Origin of the sequence: Chryseobacterium sp. BIGb0232 (assembly GCF_024810195.1) — a bacterium.
Classification (GTDB): domain Bacteria; phylum Bacteroidota; class Bacteroidia; order Flavobacteriales; family Weeksellaceae; genus Chryseobacterium; species Chryseobacterium pennae.
In genome coordinates this window covers 158,783-183,799 of the sequence record NZ_JANUEH010000006.1, presented here as the reverse complement: position 1 = coordinate 183,799, position 25,017 = coordinate 158,783, and the positions used below count along the sequence as shown (strand labels likewise).

Annotated in this window: 25 protein-coding genes; 9 read left to right on the top strand and 16 right to left on the bottom strand. The window is 36.5% G+C overall.

The window, feature by feature from the left end; translation table 11 throughout:
• Nucleotides 1-98: 98 nt before the first annotated feature.
• From M2372_RS15505 to hutH, 5 genes are all read right to left on the bottom strand, one after another.
• Nucleotides 99-983: a lipid A biosynthesis acyltransferase gene (locus M2372_RS15505; RefSeq protein ID WP_123321110.1), complete on the bottom strand. Its 885-nt coding sequence runs from the start codon at nucleotides 981-983 to the stop codon at nucleotides 99-101.
• A gap of 102 nt (nucleotides 984-1,085) precedes the next feature.
• Nucleotides 1,086-1,340, bottom strand: coding sequence for an acyl carrier protein (locus tag M2372_RS15500; protein ID WP_047377388.1), 255 nt, complete (start codon nucleotides 1,338-1,340; stop codon nucleotides 1,086-1,088).
• Nucleotides 1,341-1,344: 4 nt separating this feature from the next.
• Nucleotides 1,345-2,565 (bottom strand): beta-ketoacyl synthase, encoded by a 1,221-nt coding sequence (locus M2372_RS15495; RefSeq protein WP_123321109.1) that lies wholly within the window; start codon nucleotides 2,563-2,565, stop codon nucleotides 1,345-1,347.
• Nucleotides 2,566-2,642: 77 nt separating this feature from the next.
• A complete protein-coding gene (gene fabG, locus M2372_RS15490) occupies nucleotides 2,643-3,374 on the bottom strand; it encodes a 3-oxoacyl-ACP reductase FabG (RefSeq protein WP_115969948.1) in 732 nt (243 codons plus the stop codon).
• A 74-nt stretch (nucleotides 3,375-3,448) separates the two neighbouring features.
• Nucleotides 3,449-4,969: a histidine ammonia-lyase gene (gene hutH, locus M2372_RS15485; RefSeq protein WP_185018922.1), complete on the bottom strand. Its 1,521-nt coding sequence runs from the start codon at nucleotides 4,967-4,969 to the stop codon at nucleotides 3,449-3,451.
• A gap of 98 nt (nucleotides 4,970-5,067) precedes the next feature.
• Between hutH and M2372_RS15480 the strand changes: the two genes are divergently transcribed.
• Nucleotides 5,068-6,318 (top strand): NAD(P)/FAD-dependent oxidoreductase, encoded by a 1,251-nt coding sequence (locus tag M2372_RS15480; protein WP_123321107.1) that lies wholly within the window; start codon nucleotides 5,068-5,070, stop codon nucleotides 6,316-6,318.
• Between the two features lie 37 nt (nucleotides 6,319-6,355).
• Here the strand turns inward: M2372_RS15480 and M2372_RS15475 are convergent, their stop codons facing one another.
• From M2372_RS15475 to M2372_RS25540, 3 genes are all read right to left on the bottom strand, one after another.
• Nucleotides 6,356-6,964: a hypothetical protein gene (locus M2372_RS15475; RefSeq protein WP_123321106.1), complete on the bottom strand. Its 609-nt coding sequence runs from the start codon at nucleotides 6,962-6,964 to the stop codon at nucleotides 6,356-6,358.
• Between the two features lie 71 nt (nucleotides 6,965-7,035).
• A complete protein-coding gene (locus M2372_RS15470) occupies nucleotides 7,036-8,328 on the bottom strand; it encodes a phenylacetate--CoA ligase family protein (RefSeq protein ID WP_123321105.1) in 1,293 nt (430 codons plus the stop codon).
• 85 nt (nucleotides 8,329-8,413) lie between these two features.
• Nucleotides 8,414-10,102 (bottom strand): M23 family metallopeptidase, encoded by a 1,689-nt coding sequence (locus M2372_RS25540; protein ID WP_123321104.1) that lies wholly within the window; start codon nucleotides 10,100-10,102, stop codon nucleotides 8,414-8,416.
• A gap of 450 nt (nucleotides 10,103-10,552) precedes the next feature.
• Between M2372_RS25540 and ileS the strand changes: the two genes are divergently transcribed.
• The 8 genes from ileS to trpS all read left to right on the top strand — a co-directional run bounded on the left by ileS (nucleotide 10,553) and on the right by trpS (nucleotide 18,254).
• Complete coding sequence (gene ileS / locus M2372_RS15460; RefSeq protein WP_123321103.1) at nucleotides 10,553-13,948, top strand: isoleucine--tRNA ligase; 3,396 nt, start codon at nucleotides 10,553-10,555, stop codon at nucleotides 13,946-13,948.
• 58 nt (nucleotides 13,949-14,006) lie between these two features.
• The gene (locus M2372_RS15455; protein WP_045501318.1) at nucleotides 14,007-14,387 is read left to right on the top strand and encodes a TraR/DksA C4-type zinc finger protein; all 381 of its coding nucleotides are present in this window, start codon (nucleotides 14,007-14,009) and stop codon (nucleotides 14,385-14,387) included.
• Nucleotides 14,388-14,465: 78 nt separating this feature from the next.
• Nucleotides 14,466-14,711, top strand: a complete 246-nt coding sequence (locus M2372_RS15450; protein WP_123321102.1) for a DUF6576 domain-containing protein — start codon at nucleotides 14,466-14,468, stop codon at nucleotides 14,709-14,711.
• Between the two features lie 17 nt (nucleotides 14,712-14,728).
• Complete coding sequence (locus M2372_RS15445) at nucleotides 14,729-14,923, top strand: DUF2683 family protein (RefSeq protein WP_115969932.1); 195 nt, start codon at nucleotides 14,729-14,731, stop codon at nucleotides 14,921-14,923.
• Complete coding sequence (locus M2372_RS15440; protein ID WP_115969930.1) at nucleotides 14,923-15,561, top strand: lipoprotein signal peptidase; 639 nt, start codon at nucleotides 14,923-14,925, stop codon at nucleotides 15,559-15,561. Before M2372_RS15445 ends, M2372_RS15440 begins: the two co-directional genes overlap by 1 nt.
• 14 nt (nucleotides 15,562-15,575) lie before the next feature.
• Nucleotides 15,576-16,220, top strand: coding sequence for a vancomycin high temperature exclusion protein (locus tag M2372_RS15435; RefSeq protein ID WP_123321101.1), 645 nt, complete (start codon nucleotides 15,576-15,578; stop codon nucleotides 16,218-16,220).
• A 10-nt stretch (nucleotides 16,221-16,230) separates the two neighbouring features.
• Complete coding sequence (locus M2372_RS15430) at nucleotides 16,231-17,235, top strand: hypothetical protein (RefSeq protein WP_123321100.1); 1,005 nt, start codon at nucleotides 16,231-16,233, stop codon at nucleotides 17,233-17,235.
• A 50-nt stretch (nucleotides 17,236-17,285) separates the two neighbouring features.
• The gene (trpS, locus tag M2372_RS15425; RefSeq protein WP_115969922.1) at nucleotides 17,286-18,254 is read left to right on the top strand and encodes a tryptophan--tRNA ligase; all 969 of its coding nucleotides are present in this window, start codon (nucleotides 17,286-17,288) and stop codon (nucleotides 18,252-18,254) included.
• A 56-nt stretch (nucleotides 18,255-18,310) separates the two neighbouring features.
• Here trpS and M2372_RS15420 read toward each other — a convergent pair whose 3' ends face one another.
• The 8 genes from M2372_RS15420 to metK all read right to left on the bottom strand — a co-directional run bounded on the left by M2372_RS15420 (nucleotide 18,311) and on the right by metK (nucleotide 24,875).
• A complete protein-coding gene (locus M2372_RS15420) occupies nucleotides 18,311-19,594 on the bottom strand; it encodes a HAMP domain-containing sensor histidine kinase (protein ID WP_123321099.1) in 1,284 nt (427 codons plus the stop codon).
• Complete coding sequence (locus tag M2372_RS15415; RefSeq protein WP_115969918.1) at nucleotides 19,594-20,265, bottom strand: response regulator transcription factor; 672 nt, start codon at nucleotides 20,263-20,265, stop codon at nucleotides 19,594-19,596. The genes M2372_RS15420 and M2372_RS15415 overlap by 1 nt, the downstream gene beginning before the upstream one ends.
• A gap of 182 nt (nucleotides 20,266-20,447) precedes the next feature.
• Nucleotides 20,448-20,654, bottom strand: a complete 207-nt coding sequence (locus M2372_RS15410) for a hypothetical protein (RefSeq protein WP_123321098.1) — start codon at nucleotides 20,652-20,654, stop codon at nucleotides 20,448-20,450.
• Nucleotides 20,655-20,687: 33 nt separating this feature from the next.
• Complete coding sequence (locus M2372_RS15405; protein WP_123321163.1) at nucleotides 20,688-21,137, bottom strand: PepSY-like domain-containing protein; 450 nt, start codon at nucleotides 21,135-21,137, stop codon at nucleotides 20,688-20,690.
• A gap of 196 nt (nucleotides 21,138-21,333) precedes the next feature.
• Entirely contained in the window at nucleotides 21,334-22,029 is a 696-nt protein-coding gene (locus M2372_RS15400; protein WP_123321097.1) for a YjjG family noncanonical pyrimidine nucleotidase, read from the bottom strand.
• Between the two features lie 202 nt (nucleotides 22,030-22,231).
• On the bottom strand, nucleotides 22,232-22,822 hold the full coding sequence (locus tag M2372_RS15395; protein WP_115970026.1) for an RNA polymerase sigma factor: 591 nt from the start codon (nucleotides 22,820-22,822) through the stop codon (nucleotides 22,232-22,234).
• A gap of 195 nt (nucleotides 22,823-23,017) precedes the next feature.
• Nucleotides 23,018-23,509: a hypothetical protein gene (locus M2372_RS15390; RefSeq protein WP_115969913.1), complete on the bottom strand. Its 492-nt coding sequence runs from the start codon at nucleotides 23,507-23,509 to the stop codon at nucleotides 23,018-23,020.
• An 85-nt stretch (nucleotides 23,510-23,594) separates the two neighbouring features.
• On the bottom strand, nucleotides 23,595-24,875 hold the full coding sequence (metK, locus tag M2372_RS15385; protein ID WP_115969911.1) for a methionine adenosyltransferase: 1,281 nt from the start codon (nucleotides 24,873-24,875) through the stop codon (nucleotides 23,595-23,597).
• Nucleotides 24,876-25,017: the final 142 nt, after the last annotated feature.

The window sequence follows — 25,017 nt, the reverse complement described above, 5'->3', positions numbered from 1 at the left end:
CCTATTTGAACAATATCCTTTTAAAAATTCGGGTTCTCAATAGATTTTAATAGGTTCCGGTTTTTTTATTAGTTTTTGAAGGAATAAAAATAGAAAAATTAATCAATATCATCCCAAAAGTCAAAATAATTAAACCATTGGAGCGGATATTTTTTCACCATCGTTTCAAGATTCTGAACATAAGATTGCAGAAGTCCCTGAGAATCCCGGTTTTTAATATTCTGTGCTACTCTTGCATACAGATGATAATGAAGATTGTTTTCCTTCATCACATAGACATATACCACAGGTACTCCCAATCGGGATGCAATAAGAAACGGGCCTGCCGGAAACTTGGCGCTTTTCCCCAGTAAATTGGCTTCCAGAAATTTTGAACCTTCAAAATAACGGTCACCTGTAAAGCAGATCAGCTCATTATTAGACAAAGCCTGATTGATCTCAAAGATATGCGACATATCTTCTTTTACATAAATAAATTTGATATTGCTCTTTTTAACAGAAACACTTTCCAGGTATTCCTTGATCACAGTTACTTCCTGATCTGTTGTCACCAGATTGATCTGACAGTCAAAATCGATGTCTGCAAAGAAATACTCTGCTACCTCAAAGTTGCCGATATGGGCACTGATCAGAACTCCTCCTTTTTTGGCTGCCAAAAGGTTTCTCAGATTTTCAATCCCATCAAATTCATAGGTATACTTTTCTCTCAGCCCTGCGGAAATAGCCGTTTTATCGATCAGAACCTGCCCAAAAGTGAAATAGCTTTTGAAAATTGAACGTTTAGCTTTCCAGTAGCTGTAATTCAGCCTTTTCTGAAAATAGTTTAGAATGTATTGGTTGCTTTTTTTTTGGAATAGAACATAATAAGCAGCCACAAAGTATAGTACCCAATATGAACTTCTGATTCCGATATTTCTAATACACCAGACGAATATCCTGTAACCGAGAACCGTCCCTTTAGATTTACCTTTCCATTTGTTCATAACAATTTACCAATATAAGAGTGTACCAATGTAATAATATCTCTGAGTATCCTCTTCTATTATTACATTGGTACATTGTAAGGAATATAGATTACTTAATAACTATGCGTTTTTTTCAGCGATCTTATTTTCAATCGTTGTGTAGAAATCATCAAATGTCACCATTTTCTTGAAGTCTGCTTCTCCTAATTTCACTCCGAAATTGGATTCGATTACTACGACCATGTCAATATAGTCTAAACTGTCTAGCCCCAGTGTATTTTTAAGGTTGGCATCATTACTGATTTCATCTCCGTCAACTTCAAATTCGTTAACCAGAAAATCATTAACAATAGCAACAATTTTTTCCCTTTCCATGTTTTTAATCAAATTTTTTAACTATTAGTGCAGAATTGGTTCCCCCGAACCCAAAAGAATTCGACAAAAATACATCAATTTTTTGATTTTTTGTTTTAGAGACTAAATTTATCTTTTGTGCCTCACTATCAGGATTTTCAAGATTAATATTCGGAGCTACAAAATCATTCTGCATCATCAGAATTGAGTAAATAACTTCACTTGCGCCAGCCATCCAGCACTCGTGTCCGGTCATGGATTTGGTAGAACTCACCGGAACCTCACTTCCAAAGATCTCATGAATCGCTTTTGCTTCATTGGCATCTCCAATGGGAGTAGAAGTGGCGTGAGCATTGATATAATCGATATCTGAAGCTTTCAAACCTGACTGTTTCAAAGCTCGGTCCATTGCCAAAGCGGGTCCATCCACATTCGGAGTCGAAATATGCCCACCGTTGGAGGAGAAACCATACCCTATGATTTCAGCAATAATAGGAACTCCTCTTCTTTGCGCGGATTCCAGACTTTCTACAATTAAAGAAGCTGCACCTCCACTTGGAATCAGTCCATCCCGTTCTGAGTCAAAAGGTCTTGATGCTTTGGTAGGTTCATCTTCTCTTGCAGAGAAAACACCTAATCCATCAAAACTCGCCATGGAATACTTATTAGTTTCCTGAGCCCCACCACAGATAATCATCTCCTGAAAACCGTTTTTGATCATCATATAAGCAAGCCCTAAGGAATGTGAGCCACTTGCACAGGCTGCACTAATTGTAAGATTAATACCTTTCAGCTTAAATATGGTAGAAAGGTTCATGGTAACCGTTGAATTCATTGATTTAAAGATCGCTCCCGACCCCATCAATGTAGTATCTTTCTTTTCTCTTGCAATATCGATAGATTCTACGACTGCCTGAGAAACACTGTCATTTCCGTATAGGATCCCAACTTCATGAGTATCTAAAAAGGTTTCATCAAGATTGGCCTGCTTCAGAGCATCAAGGGTAGCAAGATAAGCATATTCACTTTCTTCACCCATGCTTACACGCTGGCGTCTGTTCAAAAGGTTCTTTAAATCAGGTTTTGGAACTGTTCCTGTAAGACCCGATCTGAAACCGAATTCTTTCCTGTCCTGATCTAAAACAATACCGGATTTTCCTTGATATAGGGATTCCCTGACCTCTTCTAAAGATGTCCCGATGCAGGAATAAATTCCCATTCCGGTAATTACAACCCTATTTTCCATTTATATATATTGAATTTAACAATGTAGCAGTCTAACTTTTATTACAGCATTGGTACATTGATATATTGTTACATTATTTACGAGTAAATTCCGCCGTTAATATTAATCACCTCTCCAGTAATGTATGAAGATTTTTTAGAAGCTAAGAACGCTACAAGATCTGCTACTTCTTCTGCTTCTCCAAACCTGTTGGCAGGAATCATTGCCTTCAGTTCATCCTCATTGAATTCCTGAGTCATATCTGTTCTGATAAAACCAGGGGCTACTGCATTCACTGTAACATTTCTCTTGGCAACTTCCTGAGCAAGGGCTTTTGTAGCACCTACAAGCGCTCCTTTAGCTGCTGAATAATTGGTCTGACCTGCTGTTCCTTTTACTCCGGATACAGAAACCATATTAATGATTCTACCATATTTGTTACGAAGCAGCTTTTGAATAAAGAAATTAGTAACATTGAAGAAACCGTCTAAACTGGTATTGATTACACTGTTCCAGTCTTCTTTCTGCATCCACATAAATAGACCGTCTCTTGTAATTCCGGCGTTATTAACAATAACCTCAACCACAGCTTCAGGATTGTTTTCCTGCCATGCGGTTAATACTTCCTGTACTTCTTCGGCATTTCCTACATCAAATTTAAGTATTTCTCCTGTAGCGCCCAATTCTTCTACTTTCGCCAAAGTTTCCTTTGCGGCAGCTTCATTGGAAGTGTAATTGATCAGTATATGATAGTTCTTCTCTTCAGCCAGTTTTATACAGATTGCCCTCCCGATTCCTCTGGAGCCTCCTGTTATAATTGCACATTTCATGCGTTAGTGTTTATTTTGTTTTAGTTTTTTTTAAGTTACCTTGTTTTTTTAAGACAATTTATCTGAGCATATAATTACATTGTCTTTAAATATTTCTTTACTTCCTCCAGATACGGATACATTACCATATCATCTGAGAAGGCAGGAATTATTTTTCTGATCTCATCATACAGTTCTTTTGTAGATGATGAAATTTCATTCTGAAAACCAAGATATTCAATAGCCTGAATGATGGTAATGGCTTCAATCGCTAATACTTCAAAAGCATTTTCAATGACTTTTCTGCAGATTACCGCAGCGTTGGTTCCCATGCTTACAATATCCTGATTGTCATTATTATTAGGAATACTGTGAACATACATAGGGTTCGACAACATCTGGCTTTCCGCTGTAGTGGAAGTTGCTGTAAACTGTACACCCTGCATCCCGAAATTGAAACCTAATTTACCTAAATTCACAAAAGGAGGCAAAATTTCATTGATTTTAGCATTTAAAAGATAGTTCAGCTGTCTTTCTGCAAGCATAGTAAGCTTTGTCACTACAATTTTCAGCTTGTCCATTTCCAGAGAGATATAGTCGCCATGGAAATTTCCGCCATGGTAAACATGCTGATCTTCAACATTGATGATCGGGTTATCATTCGCAGAGTTGATTTCATTTTCAAGAACCTTCTCTGTATACTCCAATGTATCTAATACCGGACCTAAAATCTGAGGAACACATCGTAAAGAATAATATTCCTGAACTTTTTCTTTGAATACTTTTTCCTGTTCTTCAAAGTGGGTGTAAAGATAGTCTGCTCTTTTTCTGATCAGCTTACTGTCTGCAAGATGCACACGCATCCTTTCTGCCACTTTCTGTTGACCATAGTGTCTTTTTGTTCCATTTAAGGTTTCTGAGAAATGATCGTCATAAGCCTGAACAATTTCGTTGATAGCACAGGAAAGCTTAATGGAAATATCTGTTAACTGATTCGCTTTATAAGCATTTACAATACCAATTCCTGACATTACAGAAGTACCGTTCATTAAGGCAAGCCCTTCACGGATCTCAACCTGTATTGGCTGTAATCCTTCGATTTCAAAAACGTCTTTAGTAGACTTTCTTTCTCCTTTATAAAAAACTTCCCCTTCTCCAATCAGGACTAAAGCAAGGTGAGCCAACTGAACAAGGTCTCCGCTTGCTCCTACTCCTCCATGTTCAAAGATCAATGGGATAATATCTCTGTTGATCAGTTCCTGAAGAAGATAAATAACAGACTCATGCACTCCGGAATTCCCTAGCGACAAGGTATTCATTCTTGCCAGCATGCAAGCTTTCACTTCCTGAGCAGGTAAAGGGTTTCCGATTCCTGAAGAGTGGCTTCTAATCAGGTTATACTGAAGCTGGTGTGTATCTTCATCACTGATTTTGAATTGCGCCATAGGCCCAAAGCCGGTATTTACGCCATATATTACTTTATTTTTTGAAAATTCCTTTAAAAACTGAAAACTTGTATTCACTCTTGATAAAAGTGATTCATCCAGTTCTATTTTTTCATTTTCAATGATAATTTTTTGAAAGTCTTTCAGTTCTAAAAAGTTATTTATTTTCATCAATTAAAAGTAATAGTTGATAATTTTGTAAAATATTAATTATTTGTCACTAATTTTGCGGCAAAGATAAAAGTTATTATTAAAATAAAAAATCAAAGATGAGCAAAGAATTTGTTGACGTTCTTGTAATCGGAGCCGGGCCTTCCGGATGCGTGTCTTCTTCCTACTTAAAGAAGAATAATGTCAGCGTAAAAGTTGTCGAAAAGACAAAATTCCCAAGACTGGTAGTCGGTGAAAGCTTAATCCCAAGGGTAATGGACCACTTTGATGAAGCCGGACTTTTCCCTGCACTGGATAAAATGGGCTTTGAAAAAAAACTGGGTGCCCGTTTCCTTCGTGGTGACGAAGTCTGCATCTTTGATTTCAGCAACAAATTCGGAGAAGGCTGGAACTGGACCTGGCAGGTTCCGAGAGCTGATTTTGATAATACTCTGGCTCAGGAAGTGATTAATAAAGGAGTAGACCTTGAATTTGAAACGGAAGTAATTGATATTAAATTCGATGGAACAGACTCTATCACAACAGTAAAAACGAAAGATGGAGAAACTAAGGAAATCCATGCAAAGTTCGTAATTGATTCAAGTGGCTATGGAAGGGTACTACCTCGTCTTTTAGATCTTGAAAAACCTTCAAAATTAGCTCCGCATTCTGCCATTTTTTCTCATGTAAATGATATTAACAGAGAGCCTGGAGAAGAAGGAACTTTAATTTCTTTTGATATCATTGAAACAGAAGTATGGCTTTGGGTAATTCCTTTTTCCAACGGAAATACAAGCTTAGGAATTGTAGGCCCTACTGAATATATTGAAAAACTATCTGAAAACGGAGATACTGCTGAAGCTTTAAGAAAAGCGATTTCCCTTTCTGATTATTACGTAAAACGTTTTGGTGACGTGGAGTTTCTTTTCGACCCAAGACATCTGAAAGACTATTCATGTTCTGTAAAGAAACTATTCGGGGACGGATTTGCCTTAACCGGTAATGCTTCTGAATTCCTCGACCCTGTTTTTTCATCAGGAATGGCTTTCGCTACAGAATCAGGAATGCTTGCTGCCAAACTGGCATTAAGACAGCTGAATGGCGAGAAAATTGACTGGCAAACAGAATACACAGATTATATCTTATATGGTGTAGACGTTTTCACCACTTATGTAAAGGAATGGTACACCGGAAACCTTCAGGAATTATTCTTCCACCAACCGGAAAACCCGGATGTAAAGAAAAAGATATGTGCTGTATTGGCTGGATATGTCTGGAATAAAGACAATCCTTTTGTGAGAAAGCATGATACTGTAATTAAGAATCTGGCCAACCTCATCAAGCTGGAAAAAGAACAAACTCAAGAATAAAAAAACGGTCTGAAAATTCAGACCGTTTTTTGTTATTTTATTTTAAATTTCTTTTGATTTGTCTTGATAAAACCTTCCCTATAGATTCATATGCTGCAGCAAGCCTTCCATATTCCATGACAGTTACATCCATACCAGAAAACCTGTCGTATTTGTTAAGTTCCACTGTAGCCAAAACCACTGAAGGATTGTTTGTTTCTACCAATTGTATATTTCCACTCATTTCCGTAGGCATTGCAATCAATCCGGCATGCCAACCCGGGAATACCCATTTTGTATTCAGGATTAGTGTATACTTCGCGGAGCTGTCTTTTTTGAATATTTCCTTTTTACCGGATGCATTCAGTCCTTTCAGAAGACGGTCTACATAATTTTCCTTTTTATACTTTTCCCATTCTCCAATCCACTCATTCCAGGCAGCTTCTCCCCTTTTAGGATTATCCATTACCTGCTTCTTTCTGTTTTCAAGATATTGAGCTTCCGTAATATTTTCCTTCATGAATAACACATCCTCAAACTTGACCTCCACATTCACATCCGCCTGATCCCTCAATACTTCGAAATCTCCCGAAACAAGTTTCATCTTTTCCTGTCCGAAAACTGTTGTCATCATCACCATGAAGACCAACAATAATAATTTTCTCATAATTTATTAGTTTTTTTTAGGTGCACAAAGATATTATAAAAAGGGATTTTTATTCATTTTTGCTTATAACTTTATCTTAAATCAATAAAGGTGATTGGTTTTCTGCTGTTTGGATTAAAAACAGTTTTAGACAAGATGTCAAAATCGATGATTTCAATTTTCGGACTTACTCTTAGTTTTGCACGGAAATGGTCTCTTACTTCATTCACGAAGCTTTCATGTTCCTGATCTGTACTTAATTTGATGATGATCTCATCCAGTCCGATTTCGTTGGCCTGAATCACGATCTGATAACAGAGGATATTATTAAAATCGTTCAGAATATCATTCATTGCTGGCGGATACAATGTTGTCCCTTTATATTTGATCATCTGCTGCTTTCTTCCGATCACCGGTCCAAGCCGCATCGTATTTCTTCCACATTGACAAGCCTCGTAATGTGCTTTTACAATATCTCCGGTTTTAAACCTCAGCAAAGGAATGGCTTCTACTCCTAACGTAGTAATGGTAAGTTCTCCACTTTCACCTTCTTTTACTATATTTCCTTCATCATCCAGAATTTCGGTAATGATCAGCTCAGGGTGATGATGCCCTCCGATCTGGAACTCGCATTCTGTAAAAGCGGTGCTCATTTCTGTAGAAGCATAAGTAGAAAAAAGTTTGATATCCCATTTCTCTTTGATTTTCTGGGAAAGAATATTATCTGTAAAATCCTGATTTTTGATACTCTCTCCGATACATACTGCTCCATAAACACTTGAATTTTTATAATCCAGACCATGTTTTTCAGCATAATCGATCATCTTCAGTAAAAATGACGGAACTGTAATGAGGTATTTGGGTTTGTATCTGAAAATGGAATCCCACTGCAATTCAGGAATTCCAGGACCCATTCTGACAACACTTGCACCCATTTTTCTTAATCCTAAAAAATAAGCAAGCCCAGCCATGAAACGTTTATCAATGGTAGTAATCATCTGCACTACATCTCCTTTCTGAATTCCGGCACAGGCAAAAGATATTGCTTCATTATAGGCAAGTCTTTCAAGATCTCCATCAGACAAGCCAAAGGTTACCGGATCTCCCAATGTTCCGGAAGTTGTGCTGTAGTCTACAATCTTATCGGGTGAAATACAGAAAAAATCATGATTGTGCTGCTGCAGATCATTCTTGGTTGTGACAGGAATTTTTTGCAGATCTTCCAATGTACGGAGCTCTCCAACATTAATCTTTTTTTCCTTAAACATCCTCTGATAAAAAGGTGAATTTCCTTCAAGATAAACCAGAAGCTGTTGAAGTTTTTCTTCCTGAAATGCCTTTATTTCCTGTGTGCTCGATTTTTCGATGAACGGGTGAAATTCCAATGATTTTAATTTTTAAAGGACAAATTTATTTAAAATTAAAGGATTGAAACAGTAAAAGCCCAAAAGATTATACCTTCCCAATCATTTATCTTTGAAATGTAAAGGTCTGTACATTGGTATTTCCCGCACTATTAATCGTAGTCACTTTTAAAGTATGCGAACCTGAACCTTTTGGACACTTTTCATCAAAAATATAGACAAAATCATTTTTCACACGGGCAAATCGCAGCCATTTTCCATCCAGTTCTGCGCGGAAAGAAACAATATCGCCAACTTTTGTACTGCCTTTCAAGCGTAAAGCACTACTGTTTACAACCGCTCCTTCTTTCCAACCTGAAGAAACTGATGGTAAACTGTTATCCAGTATAAGCTCTGCAGTCCCCAGTCTATTAAACTGTGCTTCTGCCTGATCGCCGTTCCATTTTGCTTTTACAGCATCCTTATCACTTCCATAATTAAACAAAACCACTACTTTATCTTTCTCGTCTTTGCTAAGTTTTCTGTTGGGTTTTACTTTCAAAGTATAATTATCTTGAACCGGAAGGTATGGATTCTGTAAAACAATGGTATTGGAAACGGCGTTTCCATCACTGCTGTTTTTTTCGTACAGACTAAAGTTCACTGCATCATATACAGCATTTTTACTGAAGCTGATCTCTGCACTTTCAGTGGTTAACGTTTTCCCTTCACTAGGCAAAATCACTTTTCCAGAAGGAGAAATTCCATTGCCTGCACTAACTAACTGAACTCTTGTGGTTAACCTGCTGGTATTTCCTTTTACATCTTTTAAAACAATTTCAATATTGTGAACACCTTCATCCTGAAGATTGATAATTCCTGACAGATTGGGAGTACTGTAATTCGCCAACTTCATTCCAGGCAATGTAGACAAATGCTGAATTCCCACTTTATCTCTGATGAATTTGGTGTAATCTATACAGCCATTCAGATAGCGAGTATCATCATAGCTCACTTTGTCAATGCTAAAACCATAGATCAGTTTTCCATCCATCAGTAATTCTGCTTTATAAATTCCAAGATTAAATCCCTGGTTGGCTTTATCTACTGCTTTAATTCCAAAACTTATCACCGGAGAGCTGACTCTCACAACATCTGTGGTATAGGCATTCCCTACTTTTCTGACAGCAATCCCATTGGCCCCGGGCTCATAGGTACTGAACCTACGGTCATTCCAATATAATCCACTGATAATAGGTGCTACAGAATCCGGAATATTAAAACCAAACAATAAAGGATTAAGACATTCTTCTGTTTTGGTATCTCTTATCTCAAAATGGAGGTGTGGCCCAGCTGAACCGCCGGTATTTCCACTCAAAGCAATGAGCTGCCCCTTTGTAACCGGAAACTGGCCCGGCTGGAAAGTAATATCCTGTTCCCATTTTTCGTCTTTGTACTGCTGCTGCTTTACATATTCATCAAGTTTATCAAAATACTTATTCAAATGGGCATACACTGTTGTAAAGCCATTCGGATGGGTGATGTATACAGCATTTCCGAAACCATAACGCTCCACTTTTATTCTGCTTACATAGCCATCTGCGGCAGCCAATACAGATAAATTCTCCTGACTGTTTGTCCTCAGATCCAGTCCCATGTGAAAATGATTAGTTCTTACTGCCCCAAAATTAGCGGCCAACTGCATGGGAATATTCAGTGGGTTACGGAAATAATTTTGGGGATAGTTATTTTGGGCCTGTGTGATGATGATATTGATAAAACAAATAACAACCATCAGTTTGGAGAAGATTTTCATACAGCATTTGGGTTTAGTTCTACTTAAATATACGAGATTTCAAGCAATGATCGTGCTATTTTGCTTCTCCCGGTTGAAAGATCTTTTTGTTTAACCACAGATGGCACGGATTTTCACAGATGATTGCTCTAACATCTGCTAAATCTGTCTGATCTTCGAGAGATTATATTAAGCTTTGGCTAAAGCCAATGGAATGTTTTTTCATTTTTAAAGCGGGCTAAAGCGCTTCTATTGAATTTTTCATTGAAAACACTCAGCAAAATCGAAGATAACATTAGGTAAAATACTCGCTTATTTAAGGTTCATTATTCCCTTTTTAGCTGTTTCTCTATTTATATTTCTGAGATTGAAGTTTTTAATAGAAATAACCTACATAAAACATATATTATAAACCGACAAATTTTAGTAAATTTGCAGACTTAATTAATCAACGAATATTGAGATATTACAATGAGCCAATTTAAAGAATACAAAAACCTCAACCTTATTGACGTAGCAGAGAATGTAGCGGAATTTTGGAAACAAAATAAAACTTTCAATAAGAGTGTTGAGATTCGTCAGGGAAATCCTGAGTTTGTTTTTTATGAAGGTCCACCTTCAGCAAACGGTATGCCTGGAATTCACCACGTAATGGCAAGAGCATTGAAGGATATTTTCTGCCGTTACCAGACTCAAAATGGGAAACAGGTTTTCCGTAAAGCAGGCTGGGATACGCATGGTCTTCCTGTGGAGCTGGGTGTAGAAAAAGAATTAGGAATTACGAAGGAAGATATTGGCAAAAAAATCTCTATTGAAGATTATAATAAAGCTTGTCGTGAAGCGGTAATGCGTTATACCGATGTATGGAATAACCTTACTGAGAAAATCGGATATTGGGTAGACCTTGATGATCCGTACATTACGTACAAGTCAAAATATATGGAAACTGTTTGGTGGCTGTTGAAGCAATTATATGACAAAAGCTTGTTGTATAAGGGATATACGATCCAGCCTTACTCTCCAAAAGCAGGAACAGGACTTTCTTCTCACGAGTTGAACCAGCCTGGAACGTATCGTGATGTTTCAGATACTACGGTTGTAGCTCAGTTTAAAGTGAAAAAAGATTCATCTGCTTTGTTCAATGATGTTGATGGAGATGTACATATCCTTGCATGGACGACAACTCCCTGGACGTTGCCTTCCAACACTGCACTGACAGTAGGTAGAGATATTGAATATATTGTAGTTAAAACATTCAACCAATATACATTTGAACTGGTAACCGTTGTATTATCCAGCGCTCTTTTACCTAAAGTATTCGGTAAGAAATATACTGAAGGTACAGATGAGGATTTTGCCAACTATACTCCGGAAACCAAAGTAATTCCATTCAGAATTTTAAAAGAATTTACTGGAGAAAAACTTGTTGATACAAGATATGAGCAATTAGTTCCTTGGTTTACGCCAAACGATAATCCTGAAAATGCATTCAGAGTGATCTTAGGTGATTTCGTAACCACTGAGGATGGTACAGGTATCGTACATACAGCGCCTACTTTTGGTGCCGATGATGCGAGAGTGTCTAAAATGGCTCAACCTGAGATCCCGCCAATGTTGGTAAAGGATGACAACGATAACCTTGTTCCATTGGTAGATTTACAGGGTAAATTCATCCAGGGAGAAAATGTTCCGGAAGTATTCTCAGGAAAGTATATTAAAAACGAATATTATGATGAAGGAACTGCGCCTGAGAAATCTTGGGATGTAGAGCTTGCAATCTTGTTGAAAACAGAGAACAAAGCCTTCAAAGTAGAGAAATATGTCCACTCTTATCCACACTGCTGGAGAACTGACAAGCCGGTATTATATTATCCTTTGGATTCATGGTTTGTAAAGATGACTGCTGTAAAAGACAGATTGGTTAATCTGAACAAAGAAATCAACTGGAAACCTAAAGCTACCGGAGAAGGACGTTTTGCCAACTGGTTGGAAAATGTAAACGACTGGAACTTATCCCGTTCAAGATACTGGGGCATCCCATTGCCAATCTGGAGAACAGAGGATACGAAAGAAGAAAAGATCATCGGTTCTGTAGAAGAGCTTTACAATGAGATTGAAAAATCAATTGCTGCAGGAGTGATGACAGAAAACCCATTCAAAGATTTTGTGATTGGAAATATGTCTGAATCTAACTATGAACTGGTTGATCTTCATAAAAATGTGGTAGACAAAGTGGTATTGGTTTCTGATTCCGGAAAAGCAATGAAGCGTGAAAGTGATTTGATCGACGTTTGGTTCGATTCAGGTTCTATGCCATATGCACAATTACATTATCCTTTTGAGAATAAGGAAATGATTGACAGTAACAAAGCATTCCCTGCTGATTTCATCGCAGAAGGTGTTGACCAGACTCGTGGATGGTTCTATACACTTCATGCGATCGGAACTGCTGTTTTTGACTCTGTAGCTTATAAAAATGTAATGAGTAACGGTCTTGTTTTGGATAAAAACGGACAGAAGATGTCAAAACGTTTAGGAAATGCTGTAGATCCGTTCGAAACACTTTCTGTATACGGACCGGATGCTACACGTTGGTACATGATCTCCAATGCCAATCCTTGGGAAAACCTGAAGTTTGATATTGAAGGAATTGATGAGGTAAGAAGAAAATTCTTCGGAACTCTTTACAATACCTATTCATTCTTCTCTTTATATGCGAATGTTGATGGATTCAATTATTCAGAAAAAGAAGTTGAAAACCGTCCTGAAATCGACAGATGGATTCTTTCTGAACTGAACTTATTAATCAAGGATGTAAAAGCATTCTATGAAGATTACGAACCGACAAGAGTAGCGAGAGCGATCAGTACATTTGTGAATGATAACCTGAGCAACTGGTACGTAAGATTGTGCAGAAGACGTTTCTGGAAAGGAGATTATTCTGATGATAAGATCTCTGCTTACCAGACTTTGTATACTTGTCTTGAAGTAGTAGCAAAATTATCTGCTCCTATTGCTCCGTTCTTTATGGATCAGTTGTACCAGGACTTAAATAAAGTAACAGGTAAAGAAAACTGTGAATCTGTACACTTAACAGATTTCCCGGTTGCTGATGAAAGCTTAATCGATCAGGATCTGGTTGAAAAGACTCACCTGGCACAGAACATTACGAGTATGGTTTTCTCTTTAAGAAAGAAAGAAAACGTGAAAGTTCGTCAGCCGTTACAAAAAGTATTGGTTCCTGTATTGGATTCTAAGACAGAAGAGCAGATTCTTGCTGTGGCAGATCTGATCAAGCAGGAAGTCAACGTGAAAGAATTACAGTTAATTAATGCTGAAGAAGCCTCTCACTTAATTGTAAAACAAATAAAACCAAACTTCAAAGCGCTAGGTCCTAAATTAGGAAAAGACATGAAGGTAGTAGGTGCAGAGATTACAAATCTTACCACAGAACAGATTGCGGCTCTTGAAAAAGAAGGAAAACTGGATGTTCAGGGCTATGAGATCACGCTTGACGACGTGGAAATCTCTACTAAAGATATCCCGGGATGGACCGTAACTTCCGATGGTAAAACAACTGTGGCATTAGATTTGACGTTAACCGATGAATTAAAATCTGAAGGTATTGCAAGAGAATTCATTAACAGAATTCAAAACCTGCGAAAAGAGAAAGATTTCGAACTTACAGACAGAATTAATATCTCCATTGAAGAGAACTCACCATTCCTTGAAGATATTAAGAAAAATGAGGAATATATTTCTTCTGAGGTCTTGTCAAATAAAATAGAAATTGTATCTTCACTTTCAAATTTTAACGAAATCGAAATAGATGAAGTTAATTTTAAGATAAATGTCGAAAAAAATTAACATGTAGTTATAGTATTTCAAATTCCATTTCATAATTTTATTAAAAAAGAGAAAGAATATGTCAGACGAAAGAGTTAGATACAGCGATGCTGATTTACAGGAATTTAGAGCGATCATAAAAGAAAAAATAGAAAAGGCAGAGAAAGATCTTCAGCTTATCAGAGAAAGTTTCATCAATGACCAGAATAATGGGACGGATGATACTTCACCTACCTTCAAAGCATTTGAGGAAGGTGCAGAGACTTTGAGCAAAGAGCAGAACTCTATTCTTGCAGGAAGACAGGAAAAATTCGTGCGTGATCTTAAGAATGCTTTAATCAGAATCGAAAACAAGACTTACGGTGTTTGTAGAGTAACAGGAAAATTAATTCCTAAGGAAAGACTTTTAGCCGTTCCTCATGCTACATTAAGCATTGAAGCGAAAAACATGCAGAAATAGCCGTAAGGTTTGTAAAATAATATTGGGTTTATATAGTATTTCCGGATACTTTATAAACCTAATTTTTAATGTATACCCATGAGCGAAGTATTGATTTTGGTAATCATTGTGGCAGCAGTGCTGGCTTTTTTCAACAGAGAATGGATAAGAAACAGATTCTCTCCAAAAAAGCATACCTACTACACCATTGATGACCAGTTTAATTCTGATAAACGTGACAGGGAGAAAGAAATAGACAGACTGTTGAGTAAGATGGGCAAAAACGGAATCAACGATCTATCTGAAAAAGATAGAAAAAGGCTTGATGAATTGTCCAAAATGTAAAAAATAAATATTAAGAAATGGAATCTATCATAGTACATCCTAAAAACTCTATGGAATTGAACGCTCTAAAAGGTGTTTTAAAAGAAATGAACATTAAGTTTGAGAAAGCTCATGTGAAAAGTTCATATAACGGACAGAAAGTGGTTAAGAAAGCAAGTGATAATAAAAATGTAAGACCTGCTTCAAAACCTTCAAAACCTAAAGGAGAGTAATGAAAAAGATCTTAGCTATCACCTTTTTGGTATTATTGATAGACCAGGCTTCAAAAATTTATATTAAAACCCATTTTAATCTGGATGACAGCATTACCATTTTACCAGGTTTTAAACTGACTTTTGTAGAAAATCCGGGAATGGCATACGGGTTTCACTTCGGAGGAATTATCGGAAAGTATTTACTTGTGATATTAAGAATTTTCCTGATTGGAGGAATGGTCTATATGTTTAAGAAATGGCTGAAGGAAGGAGCTTCTAACTATCTGCTAATCCCAATGGCTATCATCTTTGCCGGAGCAATTGGAAATCTTATTGACGGAATGTTCTACGGAATGCTCTTCGATAGCGGAACTGTTTATGATTCACGCATCGACCGATGGATTGGCTACGGTGGGATTTCCAAGTTTACCCCATTTGGTCAGGGATATTCTACCTTCATGAAAGGATGTGTAGTAGATATGCTTCATTTCCCGTTAGTAGACTGGTATGTTCCGGACAGTTGGCCTATCATTGGCGGAAAACATATTGAATTCTTTAAATATATTTTCAATGTTGCCGATTCAGCGATTACCGTAGGAGCTGCTTTCCTGTTAATTTTCAGAAAAAAAGCATTTCCAAACGGACTTGAATTCTAAAAGATGTATCTCAGATGAGAAAAACAATCAAAAATATTTTTAAATTTTTCCTGCTTCTTCTGGTCGCAGGAATTATTTTTATTGCCTGGGCAAATTACAGCATCAAAAAAGAAAGCGCAGATTCTCTATCTTATAATATTGCTGAAGTACCGACAGCAAAAACCGCTTTATTGCTGGGAACCGGGAAAACCTTAAACAATGGTATGCCCAATGCTTATTTCTACAATAGAATCAAAGCCGCCACGGATCTTTATAAAAGCGGAAAAATACAGTACATCATTGTAAGTGGTGACAACAGCAGCAAAGACTACAATGAGCCGGAAGATATGCAGTTGGCATTGGTACAACAGGGTATTCCTCAGAATAAAATCATTCTGGACCACGCAGGATTCAGGACCTTGGATTCTGTAGTAAGAGCCAAAGATATCTTCGGACAAACGAAACTGATCATCATTTCTCAAAAGTTCCACAACGAAAGAGCAGTCTTCCTTGCGCAGAAAAATGGAATACAAGCCTTTGGCTACAATGCAGAAGATGTGAATAAGTACGCCGGTTTAAAGACCAATCTGCGGGAGTATCTGGCCAAAGCTAAGGTATATTGGGATTTAATCTTTGGAATAGAACCTAAATTTGGTGGAGAGAAGATAATAATTCCTTAATTTAGGTCTTATGAAAACGATTCAGCTTTTTTTACTGATCTGTATTCTTGTTTCCTGCAAGAAGGAAAATATTTATTATTACACCAACAATAAAGAAATTAAAGACAGTACAGTCATTCGCTTTGTTGATACAGAATTAAAAAAACTGGATATTGACCCCAAGAAAGGGAATTTAAAAATTTACACTACCCTGGATTCTGTTTCTTACAAAACAAATCTGGATACCATAAGAACAAAAGTCTTTGAGCTGGCTTCAAAAGATCATTCCATTCCAAAAAACAGATCTCTTTTTGATGAGTGGATAAAAGAAAAAATAATAGTGGTTGATAACAAAACCGCAAAAGTTGTAAAATTCTACAGCACATTTAAAAACGTTAAGCTTGACAGGGATGAGATCAATATGATAGGGATGAAAAAATTAATCAAGTTGGGAAGTATTTTGAATACAAATCCTGAAGCAGAAATCCCTGAAGATTATCTTAATACTTATGCATCTGCAGTGGTCCCTTCAGATAGCAGTAAAATAAAGGAAAATGCGGTGGACTTTTTGTCAAAGTTCAAAATTGATCATCCGGACAGAAAACATTACAATTTAAATTTTCTTTCTTTTCAGGATGCCATTAAAATATTTCAAACCTATAACCGAAATGGGGTATACAAGGAACCTTTCAGCATTAAAAGCGTTTCCGAAAATGACAAACCCCTTTATACCCACAGGAAAGATTCAATAAATATATTATCCTCCATTTCCACTCATACCATTCAGGATCGTCTGGATTATTATAAAGACCATCATTACAGAATATCTGAATCCCAAATCAAAGCTATCCAAAACCTTTACAGCATAGGAGGCCCCACTTTTCATTCTATCCTGGTCAATGATGGAAAATATACTTATTTTATCTATGTGACAGGCATTGTGATTACTGATCATGATAAAAAACAATCGAAAATGATTCCGGCAGGATTAATGAAAAAAATCGGAATTCATTACTATAACGCAATTAGAAAGTAATTTTGCGTAAATTTGTAATTCATTAATTTTTAAATATAAATTTTAAACAAATGTCAAGAATTCTTACCGGCATTCAAGCCACCGGAACCCCCCATCTTGGAAATTTATTAGGGGCTATTATTCCTGCGATCGAACTTTCTAAGCAGGAAGGAAACGAATCATTTTTATTTATTGCGAATCTTCATACGCTTACCCAGATTAAAGATGCGCAGACTTTAAGACAGAATACCTACGAGATTGCTGCGGCTTGGCTTGCTTGTGGATTAGATACCGAAAAAACATTTTTCTACAGACAGAGTGATATCGCTGAAACCTGTGAATTATCTTGGCATTTATCATGTTTTTTTCCTTATCAAAGATTAACATTAGCACATTCATTTAAGGATAAGGCTGATCGTCTTCAGGACATCAATGCCGGTTTGTTTACCTATCCTATTCTGATGGCTGCAGATATTTTATTATACGATGCGGAGATTGTTCCAGTAGGAAAAGACCAGCTTCAGCATTTGGAAATTGCAAGAGATGTTGCTTCAAGATTCAACAATCAGATGGGCGAAGTTTTTGTATTGCCACAATCTGAGCTTCAGGAAGACACAAAATATGTTCCTGGAACGGATGGACGTAAAATGTCTAAATCTATGGGGAATATCATCAATATCTTCTTACCTGAAAAAGAACTGAAGAAACAAGTGATGAGCATTGAATCTGACTCTAAGTCTTTGGAAGAGCCTAAAGATCCTGCCACAGATAAAACATTCCAGATTTATGAATTGATTGCTACTCCTGAACAGACCGAGGAATTAAGAACGAAATACCTTGCTGGTAACTTCGGATACGGGCATGCTAAAAAAGAGCTTTTGGATCTGATTCTTGTTCGTTTTGAAAAAGAAAGAGAAACGTTCAATTATTATATGAACAACCTTGATGAATTGGAAGCAAAACTTCAGCAGGGAGCAGAAAAGACAAAACCTATCGCAATGGAAACTCTAAAAAGAGTAAGAACAAGCTTAGGATTTTAATTCTAAGTTTTATACATACGAAAGCCCTTCAGTTGAAGGGCTTTTTCTATTTGAGTCTATCTCATATTTTTTATAAGAATAAAGTAGTGCATACTGTCTTCAAATTTGTAAAGGATATCCCAGCCAGGATATTGTTTGATAATGGTCCTGATAATAGATAATCCTAAACCTGTGGAGCCATGATCCGAACCTTGTTTATAGAAACGGTTAAAAATTCTGGATTCATCCAATGAAGCAGGTGTTCCACTGTTTTGAAAAGTGATCCTATCATTTTCAATGATAATATTTAAAGTCCCTTCCTGATTATTATATTTAACTGCATTTTTAAGAAGATTAGACAGTAATATATCGGCAAGATCCTGATTAAAATCTGCCTGAAAATGCCCTTTCTCAATAATATTGACCTCTACTTTTTTAAATGCTATAAAATCTTCATAATTCTGAACCAGTATATCAATCATCTTATTGAAGTCAACATGTGAGGTTGTATTAAACTGACTGTTTTCAATCTTGGAAAGCATCAACAGAGATTTATTCAGTCCTACCATCCTTCTCAGATCATTTTTAACTTCCGTGAGAAAGGTCAGACTCTTTTTATCAGGATTCTCATTCTGAATAAGAAGATCTATTTTATTAATAACAATTGCAAGTGGCGTCTGAAGCTCATGAGATGCATTTTCAATAAACTGTTTCTGCTGATAGAAAACAAGTTCATTACGGTCGATCATCTCGTTAATTTCCACGTTCAGCTCTTCAAATTCCTTGATGGAATAGTTTTGGTCTTCCTGGGAAAAAGGAATGCCGAACTGATATTTTTTCAATTTATCCAGAATCAGATAGAACGGACGCATTGCTTTATTCAGCAAATAGCCGTTCACTGCAACGATGCTTATTACCAAAAGAATATAAAGAACAATCAATGCCGTTGTAAGGTCATAGATAAGCTCATCCTCCTCTACTGTTGAAGTTCTGATGACAAGCCTTTGCCGATTTTTATACTGGTCGATAAAATCTGCTTCAAGAACCCTGTAAGGCTGGTCTTTATCATCATACTCCATATAATACATCTTATTATAGAGTCTGCTCCTGTTTTTGTATTCTCCGGCAGTAATCGGCATGATCTTAAATTCGTTAAATCCAAAATCGTTATTCTTCAGGAGTTCCGGATTCAGATATACCGCCTTGATGATCTGTATTTTTCTATCTTTCAGTCCGTCATCTACGTTATCGTGTACCTCATCCAGAATATAGGCATAAAACAGCCCGGCCCAGACTGCAATAATCACCAGCAGGATCATAATAAGGTACTTTATTGTATAATATTTTAAGGAAACCTTCATCAGACAAATTTATATCCTATTCCGTATACTGCCTGAAAATCTGCTTCTGCATTAAGTGTTTTCAGTTTTTTACGAAGATTTTTAATTTGTGAATAAATAAAATCAAGACTGTCTGCCTGATCGATATAATCTCCCCAGATGGCCTCTGCAAGAGTCGTTTTCTGCAATGTTTTTTCAGGGTGAATAACAAAGTAATACAAAAGATCATATTCCTTTCGGTTAAGAACCAGCTCTTCATTTCCTACTTTAACAGATCTGTTTTCCGGGTCAATGCTAATATTTTTATACCTGATGATATTCTCACCATCCTGGTTTTTTCTTCTTATTACAGACCGGATTCTAGCCATTAGCTCCGCCAGGTGAAAAGGTTTAGCCAGATAATCGTCAGCTCCTATTTCCAACCCGGTTACCTTATCATCCACTGAATCTTTGGCAGACAGAATAATAACCGGATCTTTTTTATGCATTTTTTTGATTTCCCGTAAGAGATCTATTCCATTACCGTCAGGAAGCATTATATCCAGCAGGATGCAGTCGTATTCATAGGAAATAATCTTTTCGAGTCCGGAACTGTAGTTTTCTGCATATTCTACAATAAAATGCTCTGCTTCCAGAAATTTCTGGACAGTATCCTTTAGGTCCGGTTCATCTTCTACTATTAAAATCTTCATAGGCTCTGCTGTTTGGATAGGTTATATCAAATATAAGAAATTATAAGGCGGGAAGCTGGAAGAAGGAGGCTGGAAGTTGCTATTCTATCATCTACAACTGTTTACTTTTTAAGAAACAGACCATTTCAATGGCGTCCTATACAACTTCCTTCTTCCAACTCCCAGCTCCCTTATCTCAAAAATCAGTTCGTTTTTATGTAGCGTCCATCTGCATCAAAGATCAGACATAGACCATTCATCAGATGAATCTTGTAGACATCATATTTTTTTTCAATAGACTGAACAACACTGCACGGATGATGTTTGGTCATAAAAGACACAATATTCTTTCTAATCTTACTGGAAGATGATTTTCTTCCATCACTGTTTATTAAGCTCCAGTTTACCATAATACTAAAATTTTATTGTTATTCTTCAATGCGTTAGTCATCAATTTTTTTGAAATTTCCATTTCGGTCAAACTCCAGTTCCAATCCATTGGAAAGCTCTGCTTTATAAGACCATCTTTTCTTTTCTATCTTAACGATATAGGTATTGGGGAAATTTCTGCTGCTGTAATTTTTAATAGAAGCAGGAATAAAACCGTAAGGAATCTTCTGGTGGTTCCCATCTACTTCTTTCCAATTTCCATTACTATCAAATTCCATTTTCATTCCATTGTTCAGATATACCTTATATTCATCTACCCCATAGATTTCTCTGTCCTCAATAGCAGATGATACCGGAACTCCTTTAAAATGCCCTGCAAGAAAGGTTTTAGCAGCCCTAGGCAATTGATTGGAGCTAATAGCTCTGTCCTGTGCTGAGATCAGACCACCGATCAATAAGAAGATCAAAACAAATACTCCTGTGATTTTCTTTACATTTTTCATAATATTAAATTTTTCTGTCATTATTATGGAGCAAAGGTCCAAATCAATTTGGGAAAGAATTGGGAATAATTATTTGAGCAAAGAAATAAGCAGATTTAAAATGATGTTTACATTTTTGTTGATATGATCTTTTTAAAACAGAAAAGCCATTAAGATAAACTTAACGGCTTTCATATGTGACTTAACTGTCTAAATTTTATAAGTACTCTTTAATCTGCTGAAGATGAGTAATGGCCTTTAATCCGGCTTCTTTTTTATCTTCCTTATACACATCAAAGAAAATTGCATCCATCCCGAAATCTCTTCCCCCCAGTGCATCAGCGATCCAATCATCACCAATCATAATGCTTTCTTCTTTCTTTGCATTAGAAAGCCCAAGGGAATATTCAAAAATCTTCGGATTAGGTTTCCTTACCCCTACAGCATCTGCACTGGTAATGGTTTCAAAATAAGGGGCAATTCCCGACAAGGTACATTTTCTCTCCGTTACATCCTGAAAGCCGTTAGAAATAATATGAAGTGTATAATTCTTCGACTTCAGATATTCAAGGACATCTTCTGCCCCTTCTACCAATTCATTATGACTTACAATATTATCCAGAAAGTTCTCTTCAAAATAAAGGGAAAGTTCCTTATTGTCTACTCCAAAGTGCATGAAGGAGTCATAAAAACGGTGTTCTCTCAAATACTCTTTGCCTATAATTCCATCTCTGATCTTTTCCCATAAATCTTCATTGATATCATGGTAAACAGCGTGAAACTCTTCAAAGTCGATAGTATACTTCGAAGTAATTTCCTGCTTTTCGAAAAGTTCTTTGATGGCCAGATAGGCATTTCTGCGATGATCCCAGAGCGTATTGTCCAGGTCAAAAAAAACATGCTGCATTTTCATACAGCACAAAGTTAGTAATTTTAATTTTTTGTAATAGGATAATTCTTGCTCTTGCTTTTCACAATTTCAAGGCTTTTAGAAAAATTGAGCAGAAAATCGATGGTTTGTTTTTTAGGTTTCAAAGTTTTCACTTTTAAGGAGTCATTTTTTTTCATAAGCGAAGTATGTTTTCCTTAAAACGTGAAATTTTACAAAATATTATCTATCTGGTTAATATTATGTTATTTTCATCCATGATTTTTCTCAGGTTTATAAGCGCATATCTTACTCTACCTAATGTAGTATTAATACTCATATCAGTATGATCGGCAATTTCCTTAAAACTCAATCCGTCAAAAAATCTCAATTTGATTACTTCCTGCTGATTGAGGGGAAGAAATTGCAGCATTCTGAGCAGATCTTCCTGAATCTGATTAGTTACCAGCTGATCTTCAATATTTTCAGATGGTTCTCTGATCAGGTCAAAAATAGAATATTCATCCGTTTCAAATGTAGTCTCTGAAACTTTGATATTTTTGGATTTTGATCGGAAATGATCAATAATAAGGTTGTGTGAGATTCTTTTCGCCCAAAGGATAAATTTACCCTCTTCGTTGTAACGTCCTTCTTTTAGCATCACAATAATTTTCATGAAAGTATCCTGAAAAACATCATTAGCTAAATCTTCATCATTAATTTTGTAAAAAATGAATGTAAAAAGTTCTCTCTGGTGACGATGAATAAGGGTTGACAACGCCTCTTCATCACCTTTCTGGTAAAGCGAAATTAGTAAACTATCCGATTTTGATTTCATAACTCTTCTCAATATAATATTTGCAGCCCAGCTATCGCCCAGATACATTATCTGGTTTTTGCTGTATATACAAAACAGTTCTTCAGAGTAGAGTCTCTTCGATAGGCGGTACAATTATATTATGGCGTAAATATAATAATTTTTTAATAACTGTTAAGCAATTATTAAATTTTCGCTATAAAAATTTAAAAAAAATCATTTAAACATGTCATGAATGAATACAGTAGGGATATTTAATGTAAAATTAATATTCAGACCTTTCATTTCTTTTCCGTTTAATCGGGCATCTCCAATAGGGAAAGCATAGCCCCCGGTAAGGTCTAACATCCCAAATAAGGTAACTCCAATTTTAGGTGCAATATATTTATTGGTTCCTTCCGCTCCCATTAAAAAGTAATAAGAATGGTAAAAATCTACATTCTTCTCAAAATTAAGCAGAACATCCGCCTGAAGCTTCGGCATGATAGCAAATTTTGAATCTGCCACTCCCATCAGGGCAGAACCACCCAATCTGTAAATTACATCATCATTTTTAAGAAAAAGCAACTTTCCTCCCACTTCTCCAAAGCTTTGATTCTGGTAGGTATATCCTACGCTGATCATTTTATGCATGGTATATTGTGCTTTTACCAAATTACTCAGTAAAAACAGGGATAGAATGGCAATTGCAGTTCGAAAATTCATCATCTCTCAATTAATTAAGGTGTAAAATTAAAAAAAACTGCCTTATCAGAAGATAAAGCAGTTCATAATATTTAGTTTATAGAAAAAATTAAATTCCGAAAGCGGCTTTAATTTCGTCAACTTTGTCTAGTTTTTCCCAAGTAAAGAACTCAAGACCTTCCAATGTAAGCTCATTCTTATGCCCTTTGTTAAAGGTTTTATCAGCCACATAATGTTCTTTCCCCATGTGTCCGTAAGAAGCCGTTTCCTGATAGATAGGATTTCTTAGTTTTAAGTTCTGCTCAATAGCATAAGGTCTTAAATCGAAAATGGTAGATACTTTTTTAGCAATATCTCCATCGTGAAGATCAACTTTGGCAGTTCCGTAAGTATTGATATATAAACCACATGGTTCAGCCACTCCAATCGCATAAGAAACCTGTACTAGAACCTCGTCAGCAATACCAGCTGCTACAAGGTTTTTAGCAATGTGTCTTGTTGCATATGCAGCACTTCTATCTACTTTTGAAGGATCTTTTCCAGAGAAAGCACCACCACCGTGAGCCCCTTTACCACCATAAGTATCTACGATGATCTTTCTACCTGTAAGACCAGTATCTCCGTGAGGACCACCGATTACAAATTTACCTGTAGGGTTGATGTGATATTTGATCTGATCGTTGAAAAGAGCTTTGATTTCTTCAGTCTGCTGAGCAACGACTCTAGGAACAAGGATATTCTTGATATCTTCACGGATCTTATTCAGCATCTCTTCTTCTGCTCCGAAGTCATCATGCTGAGTAGAAACTACGATAGAATCAATTCTGATTGGCTTATGGTCATCAGAGTATTCAATCGTAACCTGGCTTTTCGCATCAGGACGTAAGTAAGCAATCTCTTTATTTTCTCTTCTGATCGCAGAAAGTTCTTTAAGGATCGTGTGTGCTAAGTCCAAAGCAAGAGGCATATAATTAGCCGTCTCGTTCGTAGCATATCCAAACATCATTCCCTGGTCACCAGCTCCCTGAGCGTTTGCTTTAGCTTCAAAAGACTCATCATTTACCGCTCTGTCAACCCCTTGGTTGATATCAGGAGACTGTTCATGAATTGCAGAGATTACTCCACATGAATCTCCATTGAACATATACTCGCCTTTTGTATACCCAATTCCATTGATTACTTCTCTGGCAATCGTCTGAACATCAAGGTAAGCATCAGATTTCACTTCTCCTGCCAATACCACCTGTCCGGTAGTTACAAGAGTTTCACATGCTACTTTTGATGTTTTATCGTATGCTAAAAAATGGTCGATTAATGCATCGGAGATTTGGTCGGCAATTTTATCCGGATGTCCTTCTGAAACTGATTCAGATGTAAATAAATAAGACATATTATTCTTTGTTTTTTAGATTAAAAAATAGTGTTGAAGAAAAATAAGAATAAAATTGCCCAAAAAGAATACTGTTTTAGCATTTTTTTATAGAGGTTGCAATCAGGTCAAATTTTTCCTCGTTAATAAACGTCAGCAAATT

Bases quoted from the DNA above. Each gene is read 5' to 3' on its own strand.
- M2372_RS15505 (WP_123321110.1), bottom strand. From the start codon at position 983: ATGAACAAATGGAAAGGTAAATCTAAAGGGACGGTTCTCGGTTACAGG.
- M2372_RS15500 (WP_047377388.1), bottom strand. From the start codon at position 1,340: ATGGAAAGGGAAAAAATTGTTGCTATTGTTAATGATTTTCTGGTTAAC.
- M2372_RS15495 (WP_123321109.1), bottom strand. From the start codon at position 2,565: ATGGAAAATAGGGTTGTAATTACCGGAATGGGAATTTATTCCTGCATC.
- fabG (WP_115969948.1), bottom strand. From the start codon at position 3,374: ATGAAATGTGCAATTATAACAGGAGGCTCCAGAGGAATCGGGAGGGCA.
- hutH (WP_185018922.1), bottom strand. From the start codon at position 4,969: ATGAAAATAAATAACTTTTTAGAACTGAAAGACTTTCAAAAAATTATC.
- M2372_RS15480 (WP_123321107.1), top strand. From the start codon at position 5,068: ATGAGCAAAGAATTTGTTGACGTTCTTGTAATCGGAGCCGGGCCTTCC.
- M2372_RS15475 (WP_123321106.1), bottom strand. From the start codon at position 6,964: ATGAGAAAATTATTATTGTTGGTCTTCATGGTGATGATGACAACAGTT.
- M2372_RS25540 (WP_123321104.1), bottom strand. From the start codon at position 10,102: ATGAAAATCTTCTCCAAACTGATGGTTGTTATTTGTTTTATCAATATC.
- ileS (WP_123321103.1), top strand. From the start codon at position 10,553: ATGAGCCAATTTAAAGAATACAAAAACCTCAACCTTATTGACGTAGCA.
- M2372_RS15455 (WP_045501318.1), top strand. From the start codon at position 14,007: ATGTCAGACGAAAGAGTTAGATACAGCGATGCTGATTTACAGGAATTT.
- M2372_RS15450 (WP_123321102.1), top strand. From the start codon at position 14,466: ATGAGCGAAGTATTGATTTTGGTAATCATTGTGGCAGCAGTGCTGGCT.
- M2372_RS15445 (WP_115969932.1), top strand. From the start codon at position 14,729: ATGGAATCTATCATAGTACATCCTAAAAACTCTATGGAATTGAACGCT.
- M2372_RS15440 (WP_115969930.1), top strand. From the start codon at position 14,923: ATGAAAAAGATCTTAGCTATCACCTTTTTGGTATTATTGATAGACCAG.
- M2372_RS15435 (WP_123321101.1), top strand. From the start codon at position 15,576: ATGAGAAAAACAATCAAAAATATTTTTAAATTTTTCCTGCTTCTTCTG.
- M2372_RS15430 (WP_123321100.1), top strand. From the start codon at position 16,231: ATGAAAACGATTCAGCTTTTTTTACTGATCTGTATTCTTGTTTCCTGC.
- trpS (WP_115969922.1), top strand. From the start codon at position 17,286: ATGTCAAGAATTCTTACCGGCATTCAAGCCACCGGAACCCCCCATCTT.
- M2372_RS15420 (WP_123321099.1), bottom strand. From the start codon at position 19,594: ATGAAGGTTTCCTTAAAATATTATACAATAAAGTACCTTATTATGATC.
- M2372_RS15415 (WP_115969918.1), bottom strand. From the start codon at position 20,265: ATGAAGATTTTAATAGTAGAAGATGAACCGGACCTAAAGGATACTGTC.
- M2372_RS15410 (WP_123321098.1), bottom strand. From the start codon at position 20,654: ATGGTAAACTGGAGCTTAATAAACAGTGATGGAAGAAAATCATCTTCC.
- M2372_RS15405 (WP_123321163.1), bottom strand. From the start codon at position 21,137: ATGAAAAATGTAAAGAAAATCACAGGAGTATTTGTTTTGATCTTCTTA.
- M2372_RS15400 (WP_123321097.1), bottom strand. From the start codon at position 22,029: ATGAAAATGCAGCATGTTTTTTTTGACCTGGACAATACGCTCTGGGAT.
- M2372_RS15395 (WP_115970026.1), bottom strand. From the start codon at position 22,822: ATGAAATCAAAATCGGATAGTTTACTAATTTCGCTTTACCAGAAAGGT.
- M2372_RS15390 (WP_115969913.1), bottom strand. From the start codon at position 23,509: ATGATGAATTTTCGAACTGCAATTGCCATTCTATCCCTGTTTTTACTG.
- metK (WP_115969911.1), bottom strand. From the start codon at position 24,875: ATGTCTTATTTATTTACATCTGAATCAGTTTCAGAAGGACATCCGGAT.